Below are 18,586 nucleotides of genomic sequence, written 5' to 3'. Positions count from 1 at the left end.
TCACTATTTTTACAGTTGATTCTTTTGCAATGTATAAAAAAATAAAACTGATATTATTCCTTCTTTTTATCTGTGTTTCACAGATAACTATTGCGCAAGAAACAGAGACCAAAAAAGATTCCTCCAACTTATATTTAAATATTAAAAACTATTCTAAAAAGAATAAGTTTACCAAATTAATGCATAAAATAGTTTTTAGAACGCCTGTTTTAAAAAAAGAAATAACAAAAGAAGTTCAAAAAAAATACGGCAGTTTTGAAGGAAAAATTATAAGGAATATTACTATTCTAACACTTGATCCTTTTGGTTATTCTGAAATTGACACATTAAAAAAGCCTATAAATTGGGCGGAAAGAAACGGAAATAAAATCCATATTAAAACCAATCGACTTACAATAAGAAATTTATTACTTATCAAAAAAAACAAGCCTTTTGATTCGCTGCTTGTGAAAGAATCCGAACGTTTGATACGTACACAACGCTTCATAAATCGCGTGGATATTGCTCCCAATTTAATTCCGAATAGCCCTGATTCTGTTGATATTGCTATCCGAGTTTTGGATTCCTGGAGTTTGGTTCCCAAGGGGTCGCTATCAAGTTCACGAGTAAGCTTTGGACTGAATGACCGGAATTTTTTAGGATCAGGTCATCAATTTGAAAATAAAATAAGAAACAGATTTAGTGACGGAAAAAGTGCCTATTCCGTTGCTTACAGTATTCCCAACATAAAAAACACTTTTATAAACACTAAAGTCAGCTATCAAATTGATTTAGAAGAGTATTATGGTAAAAGTATAGCAATTGATCGCCCTTTTTATTCTCCATTGACAAAATGGGCTGGAGGAATTTATGTCGATCAGCAATTTAGAAAAGACACTTTGCCCGACTCCAATTTAATATTTGCATATCAAAATTTTAAATACAACACACACGATTTTTGGCTTGGACGAGCTTTTAGAATTTTCAAAGGGAATACCGAAAGAGAAAGAACAACAAATCTTGTTACTACAGGCCGATTTTTACATATTAAATATCAAGAAAGTCCCGTTTTTGAATACGATCCCGATGATTTTTATTCCAATGAAAAACTCGCTTTGGTTGGCATTGGGATTTCATCCCGTAAATTTATTAGAGACCGCTTTATTTTCAGAAACGGAATCATTGAGGATGTTCCTATTGGAAGAATATACGGAATAACAACTGGTTATCAATATAAAAACAATGCCGGACGATACTATTTGGGTGGTCGCGCCGCTTTTGGAAACTTCTATAAATGGGGGTTTCTAAGTGGTAATATTGAAATTGGGACTTTTTTTGAAAGAGCCACTACAAAACAAACGGCATTTTCTTTTCAGGCCAATTATTTTACCAATCTAATAAGCATTGGGAGATGGAAATTGCGTCAGTTTGTAAAACCACAATTAGTCATTGGTTCCAACCGAATGGAAGCTATTGGAGATCAACTTTCAATCAACGAGAATTATGGTCTGAATGGATTTACAATCGCGAAATACGGTACCGAAAAAGCACTATTAACACTCCAAACTCAAGCATACGCACCTTGGGATTTATGGGGTTTTCGATTGAATCCGTATCTAAATTATTCAGTTGCATTACTTGGAAATGCTAAAAATGGCTTGACAGAAAGTAAAGCGTATTCAAAAATTGGAGTTGGTTTCATTATCAATAACGATTATTTGGTTTTTAGTTCGTTCCAAATTTCAATTTCCTATTATCCTTCAATACCGGGATATGGTGAGCATATTTTTAAAACAAATTCTTTTGAAACGACTGATTTTGGTTTCCAAGATTTTGAATTAGCAAAACCACGAACTGTAATTTACAAGTAAAAGAAAACAAATCAGAATCACAAGTATAAGCAATATAAATCTTTAAAATGCTAATTTTAATAACAATACAAATTATTCATCAGGCGTCTTAGTGGAAATTATATAAATAATGATATTAATAGTATAAGAATTTGTAGCGTAATATTTGTTACATTTATCAAATAGAAATTTTTAACTAAAACTAAAAGAAATGAAAAAAGTTACCTTTTATTTAATGATGATGGTATTGTCATTGAGTGTTGTTCCTACGCAAATGTTAGCTGCTGAAAAAACTCCAACTTCGGTTTCAAATACCCCAAAAGAGGTTCCTGCTGAGGTTAAAGTATTGCTTAATCGTCTAGACGAAATAAAAGCAATGGATAAATCTTCTTTGAATTCTTCAGAGAAAAAAGAACTACGTAAAGAAGTACGTGCGATTAAAGCTGAATTAAAATCTACAGGAAATGGTGTTTATTTATCTGTTGGAGCTATTATTATCGTTATTCTTTTATTGATTCTTTTGTTATAAGCCAATAAAATTAAAAATTAAAAAAGGAAACGGTCATTCGTTTCCTTTTTTTATGCAGGGCATATTTCAAGCTTGGCATAGTTCTTGGCTTTTGTTAAGAGAATAGCGACTTAGTCAAGTACCGTTAAATAGAATATTAATTAAATTTTGAAAATATGAAGACATTAAAATTAATCGCCGCCGGAATAGTACTTTTATTATCCAGTACAGCAATGCAAGCACAAGTTTCAGTAAATGTAAATATTGGCAGTCCACCAGCTTGGGGCCCTGCAGGATACTCAGCTGCCGAATATTATTATTTGCCAGATGTGCAAGCGTATTATGATGTAAGACAGAGTCAATTTATTTATTTAGGAGGAGGCCAGTGGGTTCGTTCCAGAAATTTGCCAACACAATATAGAAGCTACGATTTGTATAATGGATACAAAGTGGTATTAAATGATTATCATGGTTCAAGACCTTATACTTACTTTAAAAATCATAAAGTTAAATATTATAAAGGGTATAAAGGAAAACCACAAAAAACAATTGGAGTCCGAAAAGTGGTAATTCATAAAGATTCTTATAAACAAGGAAATAACGGTAATGGACGTCAAAAAAATGGAAATAACGGAAAAGGAAATGGAAAAGACAAGCATTAATCCTTCATAAAAACCTAAAAATCAGAACCTCCAATCGAGGTTCTTTTTTTTGACAAAAACACACCCTTAATTAAATCGTAAAAAGATGTTAATTATTTTACGTTGGCACAGTTGTTGAAAATAGGTAAAAAGATATATCAATAAAAGAATTATACAAAATATTTAAAATTAAAGAACATGAAAACATTAAAATTAATCGCCGTAGGAATTATACTTTTTGCATCTAGTACCATACACGCACAAGTTTCAGTTAATGTAAACATTGGTAGCCCTCCATCTTGGGGACCTGTAGGATATGCTGAAGCACAATATTACTATTTACCCGATGTTGAAGCATATTATGATGTTAGAGCTACCCAATTTATATATTTCGGTGGTGGACGATGGATTCGTTCCAGAAATTTACCTAACCAATATAGAAATTACGATTTGTATGGCGGATACAAAGTAGTACTTAATGATTATCGTGGATCCAGACCTTACAATAATTTTAGAAATCACAAAGTCAAATATTATAGAGGATATCATGGAAGAGAACAAAGAAATATAGGTTATAACAATAACCGTAGAGTATATGTAAAGCAAAGAGGAAATGACAATCATAGAAGATATGATAATGATAACAATAGAAAATATAAAAAACATGATAACCGAAATAATGGAAACGGCAGTGGAAACGAAAGAGGAAATGGGCGTGGAAATGGACATGATAGAGATTAATCACACATTTGTTTAAAGAGAGAGAGGATACCAAAATTGGTGTTCTCTCTCTTTTTTATTAAAGAAAACCCAAAATATTTCAGAAGAAATTATTTAATTCCTACTTTTGAAGCTATTGCAAATTAAATTTAAAAAAATGCAAAAAAAATACGTGTCCGCTATTTTAATGTTTCTTTTATGTTGCCAAATAACAAATGCGCAACAACCACAAAAACCAAATTCTGTTGAAACTTACAATCAAATCGAAAAGCTGAATTTTCTAGGTTCTGTATTATATATCGCCGCACATCCAGATGATGAAAACACCCGATTAATTTCTTATTTATCCAATGATCAAAAAGCCAGAACTGGGTATTTGTCTTTGACACGCGGTGATGGTGGCCAAAACCTAATTGGTACTCAATTACGCGAATTATTGGGAGTGATACGAACCCAAGAGCTTATTGAAGCCCGAAAAATTGACGGAGGAGAACAATTTTTTTCCCGTGCCAATGATTTTGGTTTTTCCAAAAATCCAACAGAAACTTTAGAAATTTGGGATAAAGAGAAGGTTTTGGCAGACGTTATTTGGGCCATCCGAAAATTTCAGCCGGATGTAATAGTAAACCGATTTGACCATCGTTCTCCAGGAACTACGCACGGTCATCACACTTCATCGGCAATGTTGAGCGTCGAAAGTTTTGAACTAGCCAACAATCCAACTATTTTTCCGGAACAATTGCAATTTGTAAAACCTTGGCAAACCAAACGCCAGTTTTTCAATACTTCCTGGTGGTTTTATGGAACTATGGAAAAATTTAATGCTGCTGATAAAAAGAATCTAATTGCTTTAGAAACTGGTGTTTATTATGCCGGATTAGGAAAATCAAATCAGGAAATAGCAGCATTGAGTCGTAGCCGTCATCAATCACAAGGCTTTGGAAGCACCGGTGAGCGTGGTGAAGAAACAGAATATTTAGAATTCATAAATGGTGATGCTTTAAAAGATAAAATATCACTTTTTGAAGGAATTGATACTTCTTGGAACCGAGTAAATGGAGGAAAAGCAATAGGAGAATTATTGACAGTTATTGCATCTGAATTCGACCACAATAATCCTTCGGCAAGCATTCCTAATTTGGCGAAAGCCTACTCTATGATGAAAACTTTGGATGAAAATCATTGGGCGCCATTGAAATCAGCAGCCATAAAAGAAATTATAGCGGCTTGTTCCGGTTTGTATCTTGAAGCCGTTGCCCAAAATCAGGAAGCGACTCCCGGAAGCACAATCAAATTGAAACTCGAAGCAACAAACAGAAGCTCCGCACCCATACAATTAATTAGTGTTACTACTTTACCCAATCAAATTACCACACCTCAAAATCGTGAATTAAAGAACAACATCCTAAATAACATAAACCTCGATTTAAAATTACCGGAATCAATTAATTATACACAACCGTATTGGTTAAGAGAAAACGGAACCGTTGGGATGTATGCCGTAAACCAACAACAAAACATAGGAATTCCGGATATTATTCGGGAAACGAAAGTGGTCTTTAACATTCAAATCAATGGAATCAAAATCCCTTTTGAGCGAACTGTAGTCTATAAATACAATGATGATGTAAAAGGCGAAGTGTATAATTATCTAGATATTGTTCCTGAAGTTACCACTTCAATTCTAGACAAAGTATTGCTATTTAAAGATACCAAAATTAAATATGTAGGCGTAAAAATCAAAGCAGGTAAAGATGCCGTTAAAGGAAATCTTCAACTTGAACTGCCTCAAAACTGGAATGTTTCACCTAAATCCATTCCTTTCAATATACTAAAAAAGGGAACGGAACAAATTGTTTATTTTGAAGTAACTGCACCTAACAAATCCGATGAAGCAGTTGCAAAAAGTGTTGCGATAATTGATAACAAGCGATTTGACAAAGAACAAATCATCATTAATTATGACCACATCACGAAACAGCAAGTTTTGAAATCGGCTGAAGCCAAATGCATTAAAACAGATTTAAAAACTAATGGTGAAAAAATTGCCTACATTATGGGTGCCGGAGATGAAGTTCCTAGCAGTCTGATTCAGTTAGGCTACACCGTTACCCTCCTTAAACCTGAAGAAATAACACCAGAGAAATTAGAAAATTTTGATGTAGTAATGACTGGAGTTCGTGCATACAATACTGTTACAGCATTAGCAAATAAGCAAAATATACTTTTTGATTTTGTAAAAGGCGGAAAAACAATGCTCGTTCAATACAATACTGCCGGTGATTTGGTAACCGAAAATATTGCGCCTTATCCATTGAAACTATCGCGCGAACGCGTAACGGAAGAAGATGCCGAAGTCCGATTTTTAGCACCAAACCATCCCGTTTTGAATTTCCCAAACAAAATCACTGCTAAAGATTTTCAAGGTTGGAAACAAGAACAAGGATTGTATTATCCTAGCGAATTTGACAAAGCCTTCACTCCTATTCTATCTTCAAATGATAAAGGAGAAACACCAAAAAATGGTGCTTTGCTGATTGCTCCTTATGGAAAAGGGCACTATATTTATACGGGATTAAGTTTTTTTAGAGAATTGCCTGAAGGCGTTACCGGAGCCTATAAATTACTCTCTAATATCATCTCATTGAAATCATCCGAAACAGTTCCTCCCCAAAAAATCAAAAACTAAACCAGTCTGAAATGGAAACAAAAAAAATAAAAACCTGGAAGAAAAACTATACTTGGGTCCTTGTAGCCAACGCTATTTACATCTTAATCTTTTGTCTCATCATGAAATTATACGCTTAAATTATGCAATTATTTGACTGGATTATACTCATTGTTACCTTACTTTTCATCGTAATTTATGGCGCTTGGAAAACCAAAGGAAGTAAAAATGTAGAAGACTTTATACTGGGAAGCAATGAAACTCCTTGGCATGTTGTAGGACTTTCAGTGATGGCAACACAAGCCAGTGCCATCACGTTTCTTTCTACTCCAGGGCAGGCTTATCACGACGGAATGGGTTTTGTGCAGTTCTACTTTGGACTGCCAATTGCCATGGTTGTAATTTGCGTCACGTTTATCCCTTTATACCACAAATACAAAGTATATACAGCTTATGAGTACCTCGAAAAAAGATTTGATTTAAAAACGCGTTCCCTTGCAGCCATTCTTTTCTTGTTCCAAAGAGGACTTGGAACTGGATTGACTATTTACGCTCCGGCGATTATTTTGTCGGCAATATTGGGTTGGAATCTTACTTACATGAATATCATTATTGGTGTTTTAGTCATCATTTATACTTTTTCCGGTGGAACCAAAGCAGTGAACGTGACTCAAAAACAGCAGATGTTTGTGATCATGTCGGGAATGTTTATCACCTTTTTTCTGATATTACATTATCTTCCTAATGACATGACATTTACTAGTGCGCTTCATATTGCTGGAGCTAATGACAAAATGAATATTGTCAATTTCTCTTTTGACCCGGAAGAAAAATACACGTTTTGGAGCGGAATCACAGGTGGTTTTTTCCTTGCATTGGCTTATTTTGGTACCGACCAATCTCAAGTCGGACGTTACTTATCAGGAAGATCCGTTCGAGAAAGTCAGATGGGACTGATTATGAATGGGCTGCTAAAAGTTCCTATGCAGTTCTTCATTTTACTGACCGGAGTTATGGTTTTTGTCTTTTTTCAATTCAATCCTGTTCCGTTAAATTTTAATCCAAACAACAAAGCCATGATTGAAAAATCAGCATACAAAGGCGAATACAATGCTTTGGAGCAAAAATTAGACGATTTATCCGAAGATAAAAAAGTAATTAATCTGTTGTACATCGATCAGCTTAACCAAGATTATGACAATCCAATCCTTCGAAAAGAATTAGTGGCATTGTCCAATAAAGAAAAAGATTTAAGAGATCGAGCCAAAGAAATCATCCTGAAAGCTGATAGCAACAGTGAAACGAACGATAAAGATTATGTGTTTTTTCACTTTATCCTGAATTATTTACCTCGAGGACTTATTGGATTATTGTTAGCCGTTATCATTTCAGCAGCTATGTCATCAACCGCTTCAGGACTGAATGCATTGGCTTCTACAACAGCAATCGATATTTACAAACGCAATCTGAAAGAAGAAAAATCAGAACGCCATTACCTGTATGCTACTAAATTTTTTACCTTATTATGGGGAATTATTGCAATCCTTTTTGCCTGCATCGGAACACTGTTTGAAAATTTAATTCAGTTGGTAAATATCATTGGGTCTATATTTTACGGAACTGTATTAGGAATATTTTTAGTTGGTTTTTACATCCACAAGGTACAATCCAAGGCTATATTTTACAGCGCCGTAGTTAGTCAGCTTACTATTTTTATCATTTATTATTACGCTATTTACATCTTTCCAAGCGGTGAAGAAAAATTGGGGTATTTATGGCTAAATTTCATTGGAGCGATGCTGACAATTGTGATTTCTTTATTATTGCAGTGGACCATTTTCAGAAAACAGAAAGTACGCTTGCAGTCTTAAAATTTAGAATTCATTTTTAATGCATCAAATGATGATTAAATTTTAAAACAACCATGGTTCATAAAAACACTATTGGTTAAAAATAAAAATCTCCCAAATTTGAATCAAATTGGGAGATTTTTTATGATAAAAATAATGCTATTTATTTCCCATCAACATAATCTTGTAAATAGCTAAATCGTGGAGTCAGTTTTCCTTTCTCGGTAATTTTAGCTCTTTGTAAAATTCCGTCTTTATCATTATTAAAAAACGCAGGAATTACATGTTCCAACACCATTTCTCCAAATCCTTCACTAGCGTCTTTGGGTAATTCACAAGGTAAATTATCAACTGCCATGACCACAACCGCTGCAGGATGAAAAACGTCAACTTCTTTATCTTCACTTGGAAAATATCCGTACAAAGGTTCCGCAATAGTCGATGATCTTAGCGTACAGGCAATTGGACCGTTAACATCGCAGGAAACATCAGCCACAACTTTGATTTTGCAATCTTTGGACTGAAGCATCTCGCGAGTCAAAATCACCGGAGCTTCATTGGCATAAAAATGACCTGAAATATAAATATCAGATACTTTTGTAAATCTTTCGAAATTAGAAATATATTCGTCCGGATTTTGATAAAAATCAGTAAAATCGAATACTTGCCCGTCTTTTCGTTTGTTGTAATCTAAGACGTCAATTTGAGTATAAACGGGTTGTGTATAGTTTTTATTCAAATAATTCTCTACGGAAACTTCTTTAATTTTTATGGCATCCAGAATTTCTTTGGCTCCATTTCCCACTTTACCAGTTCCTGTAATTACAAATTTCAAAGGAGGTAATACTACCCTTTTTAAATGTGTAATCAATGCCTCTTTGCCCGAAAGTGTTTCTGCTTTTGGTAATTTAAACAATTCGAATTTGATTCCAAAAGCGCGAATGCTATTATAAGCGCCTACGATTCCGGCATAACGCCCAAAACCTATCAGCCTGCGATTATTAGCATCAACTATGGTTTCATAATCATACAAATCAATCTTTTTTTCTAATATTGCCTGCAATAATTTTCGATTGTAAGGCTGTTTTTTTATCGTGTGAGAAAAAAAGAAATAGGTTTTATTTGGAATCAAATTTTCTAACGGTACTTCTTTTACACCAAATAAAACATCACAATCAGTGATATCATCCGTCAATTCGATTCCGAGATTTTCATATTGAGCATCGGTAAAAACCCTAATATCAGAACGCTCTACTTTCACAGTGACATTTTGATGCTGTTGTTTTAACCTTGTCAGCTCATCTGGTGAGAATACAACTCTGCGGTCTGGCGGATTTTTTCTTTCTTTTATGATTCCAAATTTCATATATTTCGTACGCTTTGAATTTATTTTAATATAACTTTATAATACATATTTGTTACAAATATAACAATTTAAACTAAATTGAATTTATTTTTTAATAAAAATACACTGACTGAAAACTACTACTCCCTGATGTCCAAAATAGTACCGAAAATGGGATTACAGACGACTAATAAAATAGTGTTAAGGTTTGGAAAAAACAACGTCTAAAAAGACATTGATTCTATATATTTGCCTTTCTAGCACTACAGAAATGATTTTTATAAAAAAAACAAAGATACTATATATATTTCTCCTCTTTTTAATTTTGGGCTCTTGCGCAAAAGAGAAAAAGAAAGTTGAGTTAAGCGATGCCAAACTACCAAAGAGTACATTACCTAAAAAGAAGCCGTTAACAAACCCGGAGCCTAAACTTACGGCAGAGTATATCAATTCGAAAAAACAAGAAATAGACTCGTTTTACAAAAAAAACTGGCCTAATAACAGTGCAAACGGAAGTTTTTTGGTTGCTAAAAACGGCCAAATTATCTATGAGAAATACGAAGGCTACGCTAATTTCAGAGATAAAACATTAATTACTAAATCTACTCCTTTACATATTGCATCAGTTAGTAAGGTTATTACGGCAACCGCTATTTTGAAACTCGTAAATGCAAAAAGGATAGAACTAGATCAAAAGGTAAATACAATCTTGAAAGAGTTCCCTTATCCGGATGTTACCATAAGAACATTACTGAACCACAGAAGCGGTATGCGTCATTATGCCTATTTTACAGATCGTGACAAAACTATTTGGGATAGAAAAAACATACTTACCAATCAAGATATTCTGACAATCATGGCGACTAAAGATATTGGATTAGAATTCAAAACCGATACCCGCTTTAGTTATTGTAATACTAATTATGCCATGCTGGCATTAATAATTGAAAAAATCACAAAACTACCTTACAAAGATGCCATGAAACAGATTGTTTTCGAACCACTCGGTATGAAAAATACCTATATTTTTGACTATGAAAGAGATAAAGATACTGCAGTTACTTCTTATAAAGGGAATAAAGTTGAGATAGGAAAAGATTATCTGGATGCAGTTTACGGAGATAAGAACATATATTCGACACCGCGGGACTTATTTAAATTTGACAGAGCCAGAAACAATTCTTCTTTTTTAACACCTGAATTACAAAGTCAAGTGTATAAAGGATACAGCAATGAACGTAAAGGAACAAAAAATTATGGTCTTGGAATTCGAATGGTCAATTGGGAAACGGGACAAAATTTTTATTTTCATAATGGTTGGTGGCACGGAAATACATCATCCTATATCACATTACGAAAAGAAGGAGTAACCATTATAGCGCTATCTAATAAATTTACCCGTAAAACGTATGACGTTCGTAAATTGGCTGTGCTATTTGGCGACTATCCGTTCCGATTAAAAGATGAATAAAAAAAGGTACGGTTTTTGAAATACTGATAGTAATTCATTAATAGTAGTTAAAATAAAAAGTGTACATTTGCCAACTCAAAATTCAGGTTTGGATTTTGAAATAAAAAAGGGGTCGACTGGTTTTGACAGCAAGTCGAATTGATTAGTAAGCACGTCGAGCATTGAGACCTTGCTCGTAAATATAAGATCTTATCATTTTACACGGCGAAAATAACTACGCTTTAGCTGCATAATCCGAATTAAAGTACGATTACGCCACGTTCCTATCAGATAGGAAAGCTGGATTCTCCTTGAAAGCCTTGGTTTGTGGCGTTCAGTTCAGGGGAACCGTAAAAATAAACCTAGATTTCCATGAGCTTCGGGTGGATTTCAAAATTAAGAAGATAAGTAGCGTGTGGCTGTTTCTGGCCTAGTACACTATCGAAAATTCAATCAGGAAATAAACGCGTAGAAAGCTTCTTAGTTGCTTGTTTGGACCCGGGTTCGATTCCCGGCGACTCCACAGGATGGGATGATTGAAAAATCATCCCTTTTTTTATTATATAAAAGCAAACCTTTTTCCTTCATTAACAGGTGATTACGAGACAATAAATCAATCATTGTAGGTGTTCGATATATACTCTTTTCTGTTATTTTATTTGCCATAATCCGTATTTTATAACGAATGTATGGTGCTAACAGCATGAAAAAGTCTGTAGTTCTTAATGCTCAATTTTACCCCAAAATCAGGTGGTCAATTTGACTGGTTTTTCCAGCATCCTTCTTAATCACAATTTTCGAAAGAAATCTTAAAAACTTTCTAATAATTAGCCTTTCTGACCATTTAACAATTTCCTTATATTTTTTTCTCTTCAAATATGATCTAATAAAAAGTCTAATTTATATTCAATTCACAACGAAAAAATATAAAATTTCAATGATTTTAGTAACAGTTGTCTTGACAGCCTTTAACGCAGAATTTTCGTCTTATTGAATTAAAAGCATATTACAGTGTTTTAATCCACAAAATATTTATTTCAAAAAATGGCACCTTATATTACAAATATCCTATATAAAATACCCTTTTTTAAGAATTACTAATTAATTCTTAAAAACACAAATTAAGTATCTTAATTAAGTATTAATACTTATATTTGTCTAATAATACTTAATTAAGAAGATTATGATTAAAGTAATAGTAGTCGGAAACGGCATGGTAGGTTACAAGTTTTGTGAAAAATTCATTGCAAAATCAGGACAAGAAAAATACCAAATCACCGTATTTGGAGAAGAACCAAGACGCGCTTACGATAGAGTTCACTTGAGCGAATACTTTTCCGGTAAAGGCGCTGACGACTTATCATTATCAACCTCCAATTGGTATGAAGAAAACAACATCATATTAAACACCTCTGAATTAATTACGGATATTAATAGAGAGCAAAAAACAATCCACACCCATTTAAAGAAAACTCATACTTACGACTACTTAGTTTTAGCAACAGGTTCGGCTGCTTTTGTTCCGCCCATTGAAGGGGTAGATAAAGAAGGGGTTTTTGTATACAGAACCATAGAAGATCTGGATGCAATTATGGCTTACGCCAAAAAAATAAAGCAAAATGGCGCTACAGAAGCTGCCGTCCTTGGTGGTGGATTATTAGGATTAGAAGCCGCTAAAGCAGTCTATGATTTAGGATTAAATCCTCATGTAGTGGAATTTGCTCCCCGATTAATGCCCAGACAACTGGACAAAGGTGCCAGTGAGATGTTAAAATCAAAAATTGAAGAACTTAATATTAGCATTCACCTGAATAAATCAACCCAATACATTGCAGGTGATGATGCTATAACAGGAATGATGTTTGAAGGAGAAAATCTCCTGAAAGTCGATATGTTGGTAATTTCTGCAGGGATAAAACCACGAGACGAACTGGGAAGAGTTTCCGGACTGGAAGTTGGCGTACGAGGTGGAATTGTAGTAAACAACAAAATGCAATCTTCAGATCCATACATCTATGCGATAGGCGAAGTAGCGCTTTACAATCATATGATTTATGGTCTGGTAGCTCCTGGATATGAAATGGCCGATGTTGCCGCTGAACAAATCCTAAAAGGGGCAAAAACGATGCGGGAAACCATCGATATGTCTACACAATTAAAATTAATTGGGGTTGAAGTGGCGAGTTTTGGAGATCCATTTAATGAAAATGAAAATGTGACTGCCATTGTTTACGAAAATAAGTTCAATGGAATTTATAAAAGAATTAATGTTACCAAAGACGGGAAAACCCTTTTAGGCGGGATTTTAGTTGGCGACTCGAGTGATTATAATGCTTTATTCCAAATTTACAGCAATGCTATGGCTTTGCCTAAAAACCCGGAAGATTTGATTTTGGGTTCAAGAGGCGGTGAAACATCTTCTTTTGGAAGTGCAATGGATTTACCGGATTCAGCAATAATTTGTTCTTGCGAAAATGTTACAAAAGGGGCTATTTGCTGTTCCATTATTGATGAAACTTGTTCCAGCTTATCAGATGTTGTGAAACTTACCAAAGCTACAACGGGTTGTGGTGGCTGTAAACCGATGGTGGTCGATATTGTAAAAGCCACTCAAAAATCAATAGGAAAAGAAGTTAAAGACACGATATGCGAGCATTTTCATTATAACAGACAAGAATTGTTTGATATAGTAAAAATAAATAAATACACCAATTTCTACGCAGTAATTGATCATCATGGTAATGGGGATGGTTGTGAAGTTTGCAAACCAGTAGTTGCTTCTATTTTCTCCAGTATCTATAATGACACCGCGAACAAACACGTTACTACCCAAGACACAAATGACCGATTCCTTGCCAATATTCAAAGAAACGGAACCTATTCTGTTGTTCCAAGAATTGCCGGTGGAGAGATTACTGCGGAAAAACTAATTGTCATCGGACAAGTGGCCAAACAATTTGATTTATACACTAAAATTACCGGAGCACAACGTGTCGATTTATTTGGTGCACACTTAAATGATTTGCCAAAAATTTGGAAAATACTAATCGAAAATGGTTTTGAAAGTGGACACGCTTATGGAAAATCATTAAGAGCCGTAAAAAGTTGTGTAGGAAATGCTTGGTGCCGTTATGGTATGGATGACAGTGCTGGTTTTGCCATTGAATTAGAAAACAGATACAAGGGAATTCGTGCCCCACATAAAATAAAAGGAGGCGTTTCTGCATGCATCAGGGAATGCGCCGAGGCAAGAGGTAAAGATTTTGGACTAATTGCAGTTGAAGGTGGTTGGAATCTTTACATCTGTGGCAACGGCGGAGCGAATCCAAAACACGCTGTTTTATTGGCCGAGCAAATAGACAAAGCAACCGTTATCAAATATTTAGATCGTTTCTTAATGTACTACATCCAAACTGCCGGACCATTAGTCAGAACGGCCACATGGTTGGAAAAATTAGACGGTGGCATGGATTACCTGAAAGAAGTAATCATCTTTGACCGTTTGGAGATTTGCGAAACATTAGAAGCAGAAATGGAGTCGCTGGTTGGCACTTTTGAATGTGAATGGAAGCAAGTTCTTGAAAAACCAAGATTGATGAAGCGTTTTAACCACTTCGTTAATTCTGATGAGAAGGACGACAATATTGAATATGTTCCTTTAAGAGATCAAAAAATGCCAAAATCTTGGTAAAAAAAAATAAAAACACAAACATGGAAAACATCTTAGATCAATACGAAACAGTACATCCAAATGATGCAAAAATATGGTTCAAGGCAGGAAAAACGATTGATTTTTCGACTAATAGAGGCGGCTGTATTAAATACAAAAACAAACAAATTGCCATTTTCAATTTTAGTCGCCGCAATCAATGGTATGCCTGTCAAAATGCCTGTCCGCATAAAATGGAAATGGTACTATCCCGTGGAATGTTAGGTTCAGCAGACGATATCCCTAAAATTGCCTGTCCGATGCACAAAAAAACATTTTCGCTTATAGACGGTTCAAACCTAAATGGGGATGATTTAAAAATAGCGACTTACCCAGTAAAAATTGTCGATGATGAGGTCTTCGTTGGCTTTTTGGATTAATTATGTATCTTTGATTTCAAACATTTTAAATGACAACAACACCATTCCAAAACGCAAGTACATGGATTGATGCAGAGAATGCTCAAGATCCAAATCACGAAATATGCCAATCTGTAACCTATCCAAAGGAACTATTGTATTCGAACAGAATGTATGAGAGGCTGATGGATTTCTATCCAAATGCATCCGAAGCCATTCAAATAGCTTCCAAAGCGCAACACATTTGCCGATGGAAAATAGCGCGGGAATCCTACCCAATGGATCGTGTGGGATATCTGAAATGGCGCGAAGATTTGAAAAAATTCCATGCCCAAACCACCACTGTAATTTTAGAAAAAGCAGCCTACTCAGAAGAATTTATAGCCAGAGTTTCATTTTTAATTGAAAAAAAATTACTCAAAAAAGACGCTGAAACGCAACTCCTCGAAGACGTTATTTGTCTGGTTTTTCTAGAATATTATTTAGACCCTTTTGTACAAAAACACGACAGGGAAAAAATGAAAAATATCATTCTGAAAACTTGGAATAAAATGTCAGAAACAGGACATCAGGAAGCCTTAAAAATAAACTACAGCAATACGAATCTTGAATTGATAAAAGAGGCACTTGGATTGTAATTTGATTTCGTTATGAAAAAAAGCGCAAAAGCGTCTATCGATACTATTTCATTTAAAAACTTGCGACGATTGTATCTTTTCGCCTTATTGACGATTGCCATTACGGTATTGTTAAGCCAGCTGTTGATACAATACAATCTCAACAGTCAAATGAGCGATTCCCGAATAATCAATATTTCCGGAAAACAAAGAATGTTGAGCCAGAAGTTGACGAAAGAAGTTTTGATTTTAAATTTCGTAACAGATACTGCTAAAAAAAACGAAAAAATAAACAGTATCAATGAAACGCTTTCGCTTTGGAAAACTACCCATTATAATTTAGAAAAAGGAAATGACAGCCTCGGTTTTCCAAAAGAGAAGAGTAAATCCCTTTCTGAATTATTTAAGTTCATTAAACCTAATTTTGATAGTATAGTTAACGCTACTACCATTTTTTTAGAAAATAAAAAACTAAACAAAAAAGAACCCGAAAATCAAAAATTAGTACAATCCATTCTTGAAAATCAAGTAGTTTTCCTGTCTAAAATGAACCAAATTGTTAATGAATATGACAAAGAAGCACTAGAAAAAGTAACCCTGCAGAGTAAAACGGAATATGCGATTTTGGCTTTTACATTATTGATTTTATTACTGGAATTTCTATTCATTTTTAAACCCACAAATAAAAAAGTAGAAAAGCTAATTTCTAAACTGCTGCTATCCGAAAAAAAGGCTTTGAAACTCGCACACGACACTGAAGTTATAAGCGAAATAAAAGAAAACTCAGTCAAAGAATTGAAATCGCTCAATTATGCGATGGAAAACACCTTACTCTATTGCCGCGTTTCACCGGATGGAAAGCTGATACACATTGGAGAAAAGTTCTCTAAATTATTGCAATACAATCCCTTTATTTCTGACAAAACATTCTCTCAAGTCGTAACACCAATAGAGAAAGAGCAAATCGTTATTGACCGGATTATTACTGAAAAACAACGAAGTGGCTGGCAAGGCGAAATAAACATTACCAATAGAAATGGAGAATCTATTTGGCTGGATTTATCGATGGTTCCAGTTACCATAAAAAAAGAAGAATCCGAATTATTGATTATCTGTTTTGATATTACTGAGCGTAAAAAAGCAGAAGAGGAAGTCGAGCGATTGAACACTGAAAATGTAACCGACAAAATCAATCAGCAGAAGGTTATTTCGAGTAAAATTGTCGAAAATCAGGAAAACGAGCAAAATAGAATTGCACGAGAAATCCACGACGGAATTGGACAAATGTTAACCGGATTAAAATTCAGTTTGGAAAGCATTAATCTGGATGATAAAGAAAAAGCATCTCAAAAAATTGAGTACCTCAAAAAACTATCTTTGGATATTATAAAAGGAGTACGAACGGCCACTTTCAACTTAATGCCACCAGAATTAAGCGACCACGGAATCAATTCCGCGCTTGCAAAACTCACTCAAGAATTATCAAAACTAACCGGGAAGAATATTCTTTTTTACAACAAAACCAATTTTGACAAACGTCTGGATTCGCTAATAGAAATCAATATTTACAGACTAACGCAAGAAGCAATTAACAATGCCATTAAATATGCTGATTCTACTCATATTATTGTACAATTGTCTCATAGCTATTCCATATTGAGCATTACAATCGACGATAACGGAAAAGGATTCGATATTAATGCAGCAGAGAAAAAGCGAAACAGCGAGTCCGGAATGGGATTGCTTTTTATGAAAGAAAGAATACAATACATTAATGGTCGTGTTTTCTTTAACTCCATTCCCGGTGAAGGAACCCGAATCACCTTCAATATTCCCATATAAAAGATAAATTTTAGAATTAGGACTTTATTTTTAAGAATTACGTATCTTAGCCTTCCTTTTAGGTTTTTATACGTAAAAATTAGATTTTAAAATTAAGCAAATTATGAGTAATACTATTCGAGTTGTATTGGCAGATGACCATGTATTTGTGAGAGACGGAATCAAATCATTATTGGAAAACGAAGCAAATATTGAAGTTGTCGGCGAAGCGACCGACGGTTTGGAGGCATTGAAAATAGTAGAAAGTTGTAAACCTGACTTACTAATTTTAGATATTCGCATGCCTAATATGACAGGAATTGAAGTTGTCGAAAAACTACGAAGTCAAAATAATTTGGTTAAAATTGTTATGCTGTCCATGCATGAATCAGAGGAATACGTATTAAAATCAATCAAAGCCGGAGCTGACGGATACTTACTAAAAGGATCTAGTAAAGAAGAATTTCTTAAGGCATTGCATACCATTTCTAATGGCGGAAAATATTTCAGTGGCGACATTTCATCTATATTAATTGGACAACTGACCAATTCAAATTCGGTTCAGGAACCAAAACAAATGTCCGACGAAGAGCAGTTGATTACCAAAAGAGAACGCCAAATTCTTAAACTTTTATTGTCAGGCAAGGGAAACAAAGAAATTGCCGAGGCTTTAGATATCAGCAAAAGAACTGCCGAAGTACATCGTTTTAATTTGATGAAAAAATTGAAAGTAAAAAACCTTATGGAACTTTCTAATAAAGCTAACGAGTATTCCTTGATATAAACGCAACTCTAAAAACACTTATTTTCCTAGACTACGTATACTATTTTCTTGATTCTCGGCTAAAAACAATATCAATTTCGTATTCAAAAATCTTTTTTCATGCAACTAAGTTTTTTTTCAAGCTTAAAAAGAGCAACTTGCTTAATAATTTCATAATATACAAGTCCAATAATAGCTATTTAGAAATAAATACCTCAAATTTTAAAACATTGACACAAATACGTATTTTTACGTATTAAATACTTAAATTAAGTAATAGTACTTATATTTGTAAAAAAATATAGG

The 18,586-nt window shown here is 34.2% G+C and carries 13 protein-coding genes and 1 other RNA gene; 13 read left to right on the top strand and 1 reads right to left on the bottom strand.

Features of this window, described 5'->3' with window-relative positions; genetic code table 11:
• The first annotated feature begins 179 nt into the window (after positions 1-179).
• The 6 genes from AC0J6S_RS10690 to AC0J6S_RS10665 all read left to right on the top strand — a co-directional run bounded on the left by AC0J6S_RS10690 (position 180) and on the right by AC0J6S_RS10665 (position 8,237).
• Positions 180-1,850, top strand: coding sequence for a hypothetical protein (locus AC0J6S_RS10690; protein WP_474953798.1), 1,671 nt, complete (start codon positions 180-182; stop codon positions 1,848-1,850).
• 190 nt (positions 1,851-2,040) lie between these two features.
• Positions 2,041-2,358 carry a hypothetical protein gene (locus AC0J6S_RS10685; protein WP_474953797.1) on the top strand — a complete coding sequence of 106 codons (318 nt, stop codon included), beginning with the start codon at positions 2,041-2,043 and terminating at the stop codon, positions 2,356-2,358.
• Between the two features lie 155 nt (positions 2,359-2,513).
• Positions 2,514-2,999 carry a hypothetical protein gene (locus tag AC0J6S_RS10680; protein ID WP_474953796.1) on the top strand — a complete coding sequence of 162 codons (486 nt, stop codon included), beginning with the start codon at positions 2,514-2,516 and terminating at the stop codon, positions 2,997-2,999.
• Positions 3,000-3,176: 177 nt separating this feature from the next.
• Entirely contained in the window at positions 3,177-3,719 is a 543-nt protein-coding gene (locus AC0J6S_RS10675) for a hypothetical protein (protein ID WP_474953795.1), read from the top strand.
• A 136-nt stretch (positions 3,720-3,855) separates the two neighbouring features.
• Entirely contained in the window at positions 3,856-6,387 is a 2,532-nt protein-coding gene (locus AC0J6S_RS10670) for a PIG-L family deacetylase (protein WP_474953794.1), read from the top strand.
• 122 nt (positions 6,388-6,509) lie between these two features.
• A complete protein-coding gene (locus AC0J6S_RS10665; RefSeq protein WP_474953793.1) occupies positions 6,510-8,237 on the top strand; it encodes a sodium:solute symporter family protein in 1,728 nt (575 codons plus the stop codon).
• 142 nt (positions 8,238-8,379) lie between these two features.
• Here AC0J6S_RS10665 and AC0J6S_RS10660 read toward each other — a convergent pair whose 3' ends face one another.
• Positions 8,380-9,582, bottom strand: a complete 1,203-nt coding sequence (locus AC0J6S_RS10660; protein ID WP_474953792.1) for an NAD(P)-dependent oxidoreductase — start codon at positions 9,580-9,582, stop codon at positions 8,380-8,382.
• Between the two features lie 250 nt (positions 9,583-9,832).
• Here AC0J6S_RS10660 and AC0J6S_RS10655 point away from each other — a divergent pair, with 250 nt between their 5' ends.
• The 7 genes from AC0J6S_RS10655 to AC0J6S_RS10625 all read left to right on the top strand — a co-directional run bounded on the left by AC0J6S_RS10655 (position 9,833) and on the right by AC0J6S_RS10625 (position 18,301).
• Positions 9,833-11,032 carry a serine hydrolase domain-containing protein gene (locus AC0J6S_RS10655; RefSeq protein ID WP_474953791.1) on the top strand — a complete coding sequence of 400 codons (1,200 nt, stop codon included), beginning with the start codon at positions 9,833-9,835 and terminating at the stop codon, positions 11,030-11,032.
• Between the two features lie 108 nt (positions 11,033-11,140).
• Positions 11,141-11,537, top strand: a transfer-messenger RNA (tmRNA) gene (gene ssrA / locus AC0J6S_RS10650).
• A 657-nt stretch (positions 11,538-12,194) separates the two neighbouring features.
• Positions 12,195-14,702: a nitrite reductase large subunit NirB gene (nirB, locus tag AC0J6S_RS10645; RefSeq protein WP_474953790.1), complete on the top strand. Its 2,508-nt coding sequence runs from the start codon at positions 12,195-12,197 to the stop codon at positions 14,700-14,702.
• A 20-nt stretch (positions 14,703-14,722) separates the two neighbouring features.
• A complete protein-coding gene (nirD, locus tag AC0J6S_RS10640) occupies positions 14,723-15,100 on the top strand; it encodes a nitrite reductase small subunit NirD (RefSeq protein WP_474953789.1) in 378 nt (125 codons plus the stop codon).
• Positions 15,101-15,129: 29 nt separating this feature from the next.
• Positions 15,130-15,717 (top strand): DUF4202 domain-containing protein, encoded by a 588-nt coding sequence (locus AC0J6S_RS10635; protein ID WP_474953788.1) that lies wholly within the window; start codon positions 15,130-15,132, stop codon positions 15,715-15,717.
• 12 nt (positions 15,718-15,729) lie between these two features.
• On the top strand, positions 15,730-17,538 hold the full coding sequence (locus AC0J6S_RS10630; protein WP_474953787.1) for a sensor histidine kinase: 1,809 nt from the start codon (positions 15,730-15,732) through the stop codon (positions 17,536-17,538).
• A gap of 103 nt (positions 17,539-17,641) precedes the next feature.
• On the top strand, positions 17,642-18,301 hold the full coding sequence (locus tag AC0J6S_RS10625) for a response regulator (RefSeq protein WP_474953786.1): 660 nt from the start codon (positions 17,642-17,644) through the stop codon (positions 18,299-18,301).
• Positions 18,302-18,586: the final 285 nt, after the last annotated feature.

This window comes from Flavobacterium sp. TS_SC_5 (genome assembly GCF_056156265.1).
Note: the sequence above shows the minus strand (reverse complement) of the source record. Positions and strands in the feature narration are given on the sequence as shown.

Bases quoted from the DNA above. Each gene is read 5' to 3' on its own strand.
- AC0J6S_RS10690 (WP_474953798.1), top strand. From the start codon at position 180: ATGCATAAAATAGTTTTTAGAACGCCTGTTTTAAAAAAAGAAATAACA.
- AC0J6S_RS10685 (WP_474953797.1), top strand. From the start codon at position 2,041: ATGAAAAAAGTTACCTTTTATTTAATGATGATGGTATTGTCATTGAGT.
- AC0J6S_RS10680 (WP_474953796.1), top strand. From the start codon at position 2,514: ATGAAGACATTAAAATTAATCGCCGCCGGAATAGTACTTTTATTATCC.
- AC0J6S_RS10675 (WP_474953795.1), top strand. From the start codon at position 3,177: ATGAAAACATTAAAATTAATCGCCGTAGGAATTATACTTTTTGCATCT.
- AC0J6S_RS10670 (WP_474953794.1), top strand. From the start codon at position 3,856: ATGCAAAAAAAATACGTGTCCGCTATTTTAATGTTTCTTTTATGTTGC.
- AC0J6S_RS10665 (WP_474953793.1), top strand. From the start codon at position 6,510: ATGCAATTATTTGACTGGATTATACTCATTGTTACCTTACTTTTCATC.
- AC0J6S_RS10660 (WP_474953792.1), bottom strand. From the start codon at position 9,582: ATGAAATTTGGAATCATAAAAGAAAGAAAAAATCCGCCAGACCGCAGA.
- AC0J6S_RS10655 (WP_474953791.1), top strand. From the start codon at position 9,833: ATGATTTTTATAAAAAAAACAAAGATACTATATATATTTCTCCTCTTT.
- nirB (WP_474953790.1), top strand. From the start codon at position 12,195: ATGATTAAAGTAATAGTAGTCGGAAACGGCATGGTAGGTTACAAGTTT.
- nirD (WP_474953789.1), top strand. From the start codon at position 14,723: ATGGAAAACATCTTAGATCAATACGAAACAGTACATCCAAATGATGCA.
- AC0J6S_RS10635 (WP_474953788.1), top strand. From the start codon at position 15,130: ATGACAACAACACCATTCCAAAACGCAAGTACATGGATTGATGCAGAG.
- AC0J6S_RS10630 (WP_474953787.1), top strand. From the start codon at position 15,730: ATGAAAAAAAGCGCAAAAGCGTCTATCGATACTATTTCATTTAAAAAC.
- AC0J6S_RS10625 (WP_474953786.1), top strand. From the start codon at position 17,642: ATGAGTAATACTATTCGAGTTGTATTGGCAGATGACCATGTATTTGTG.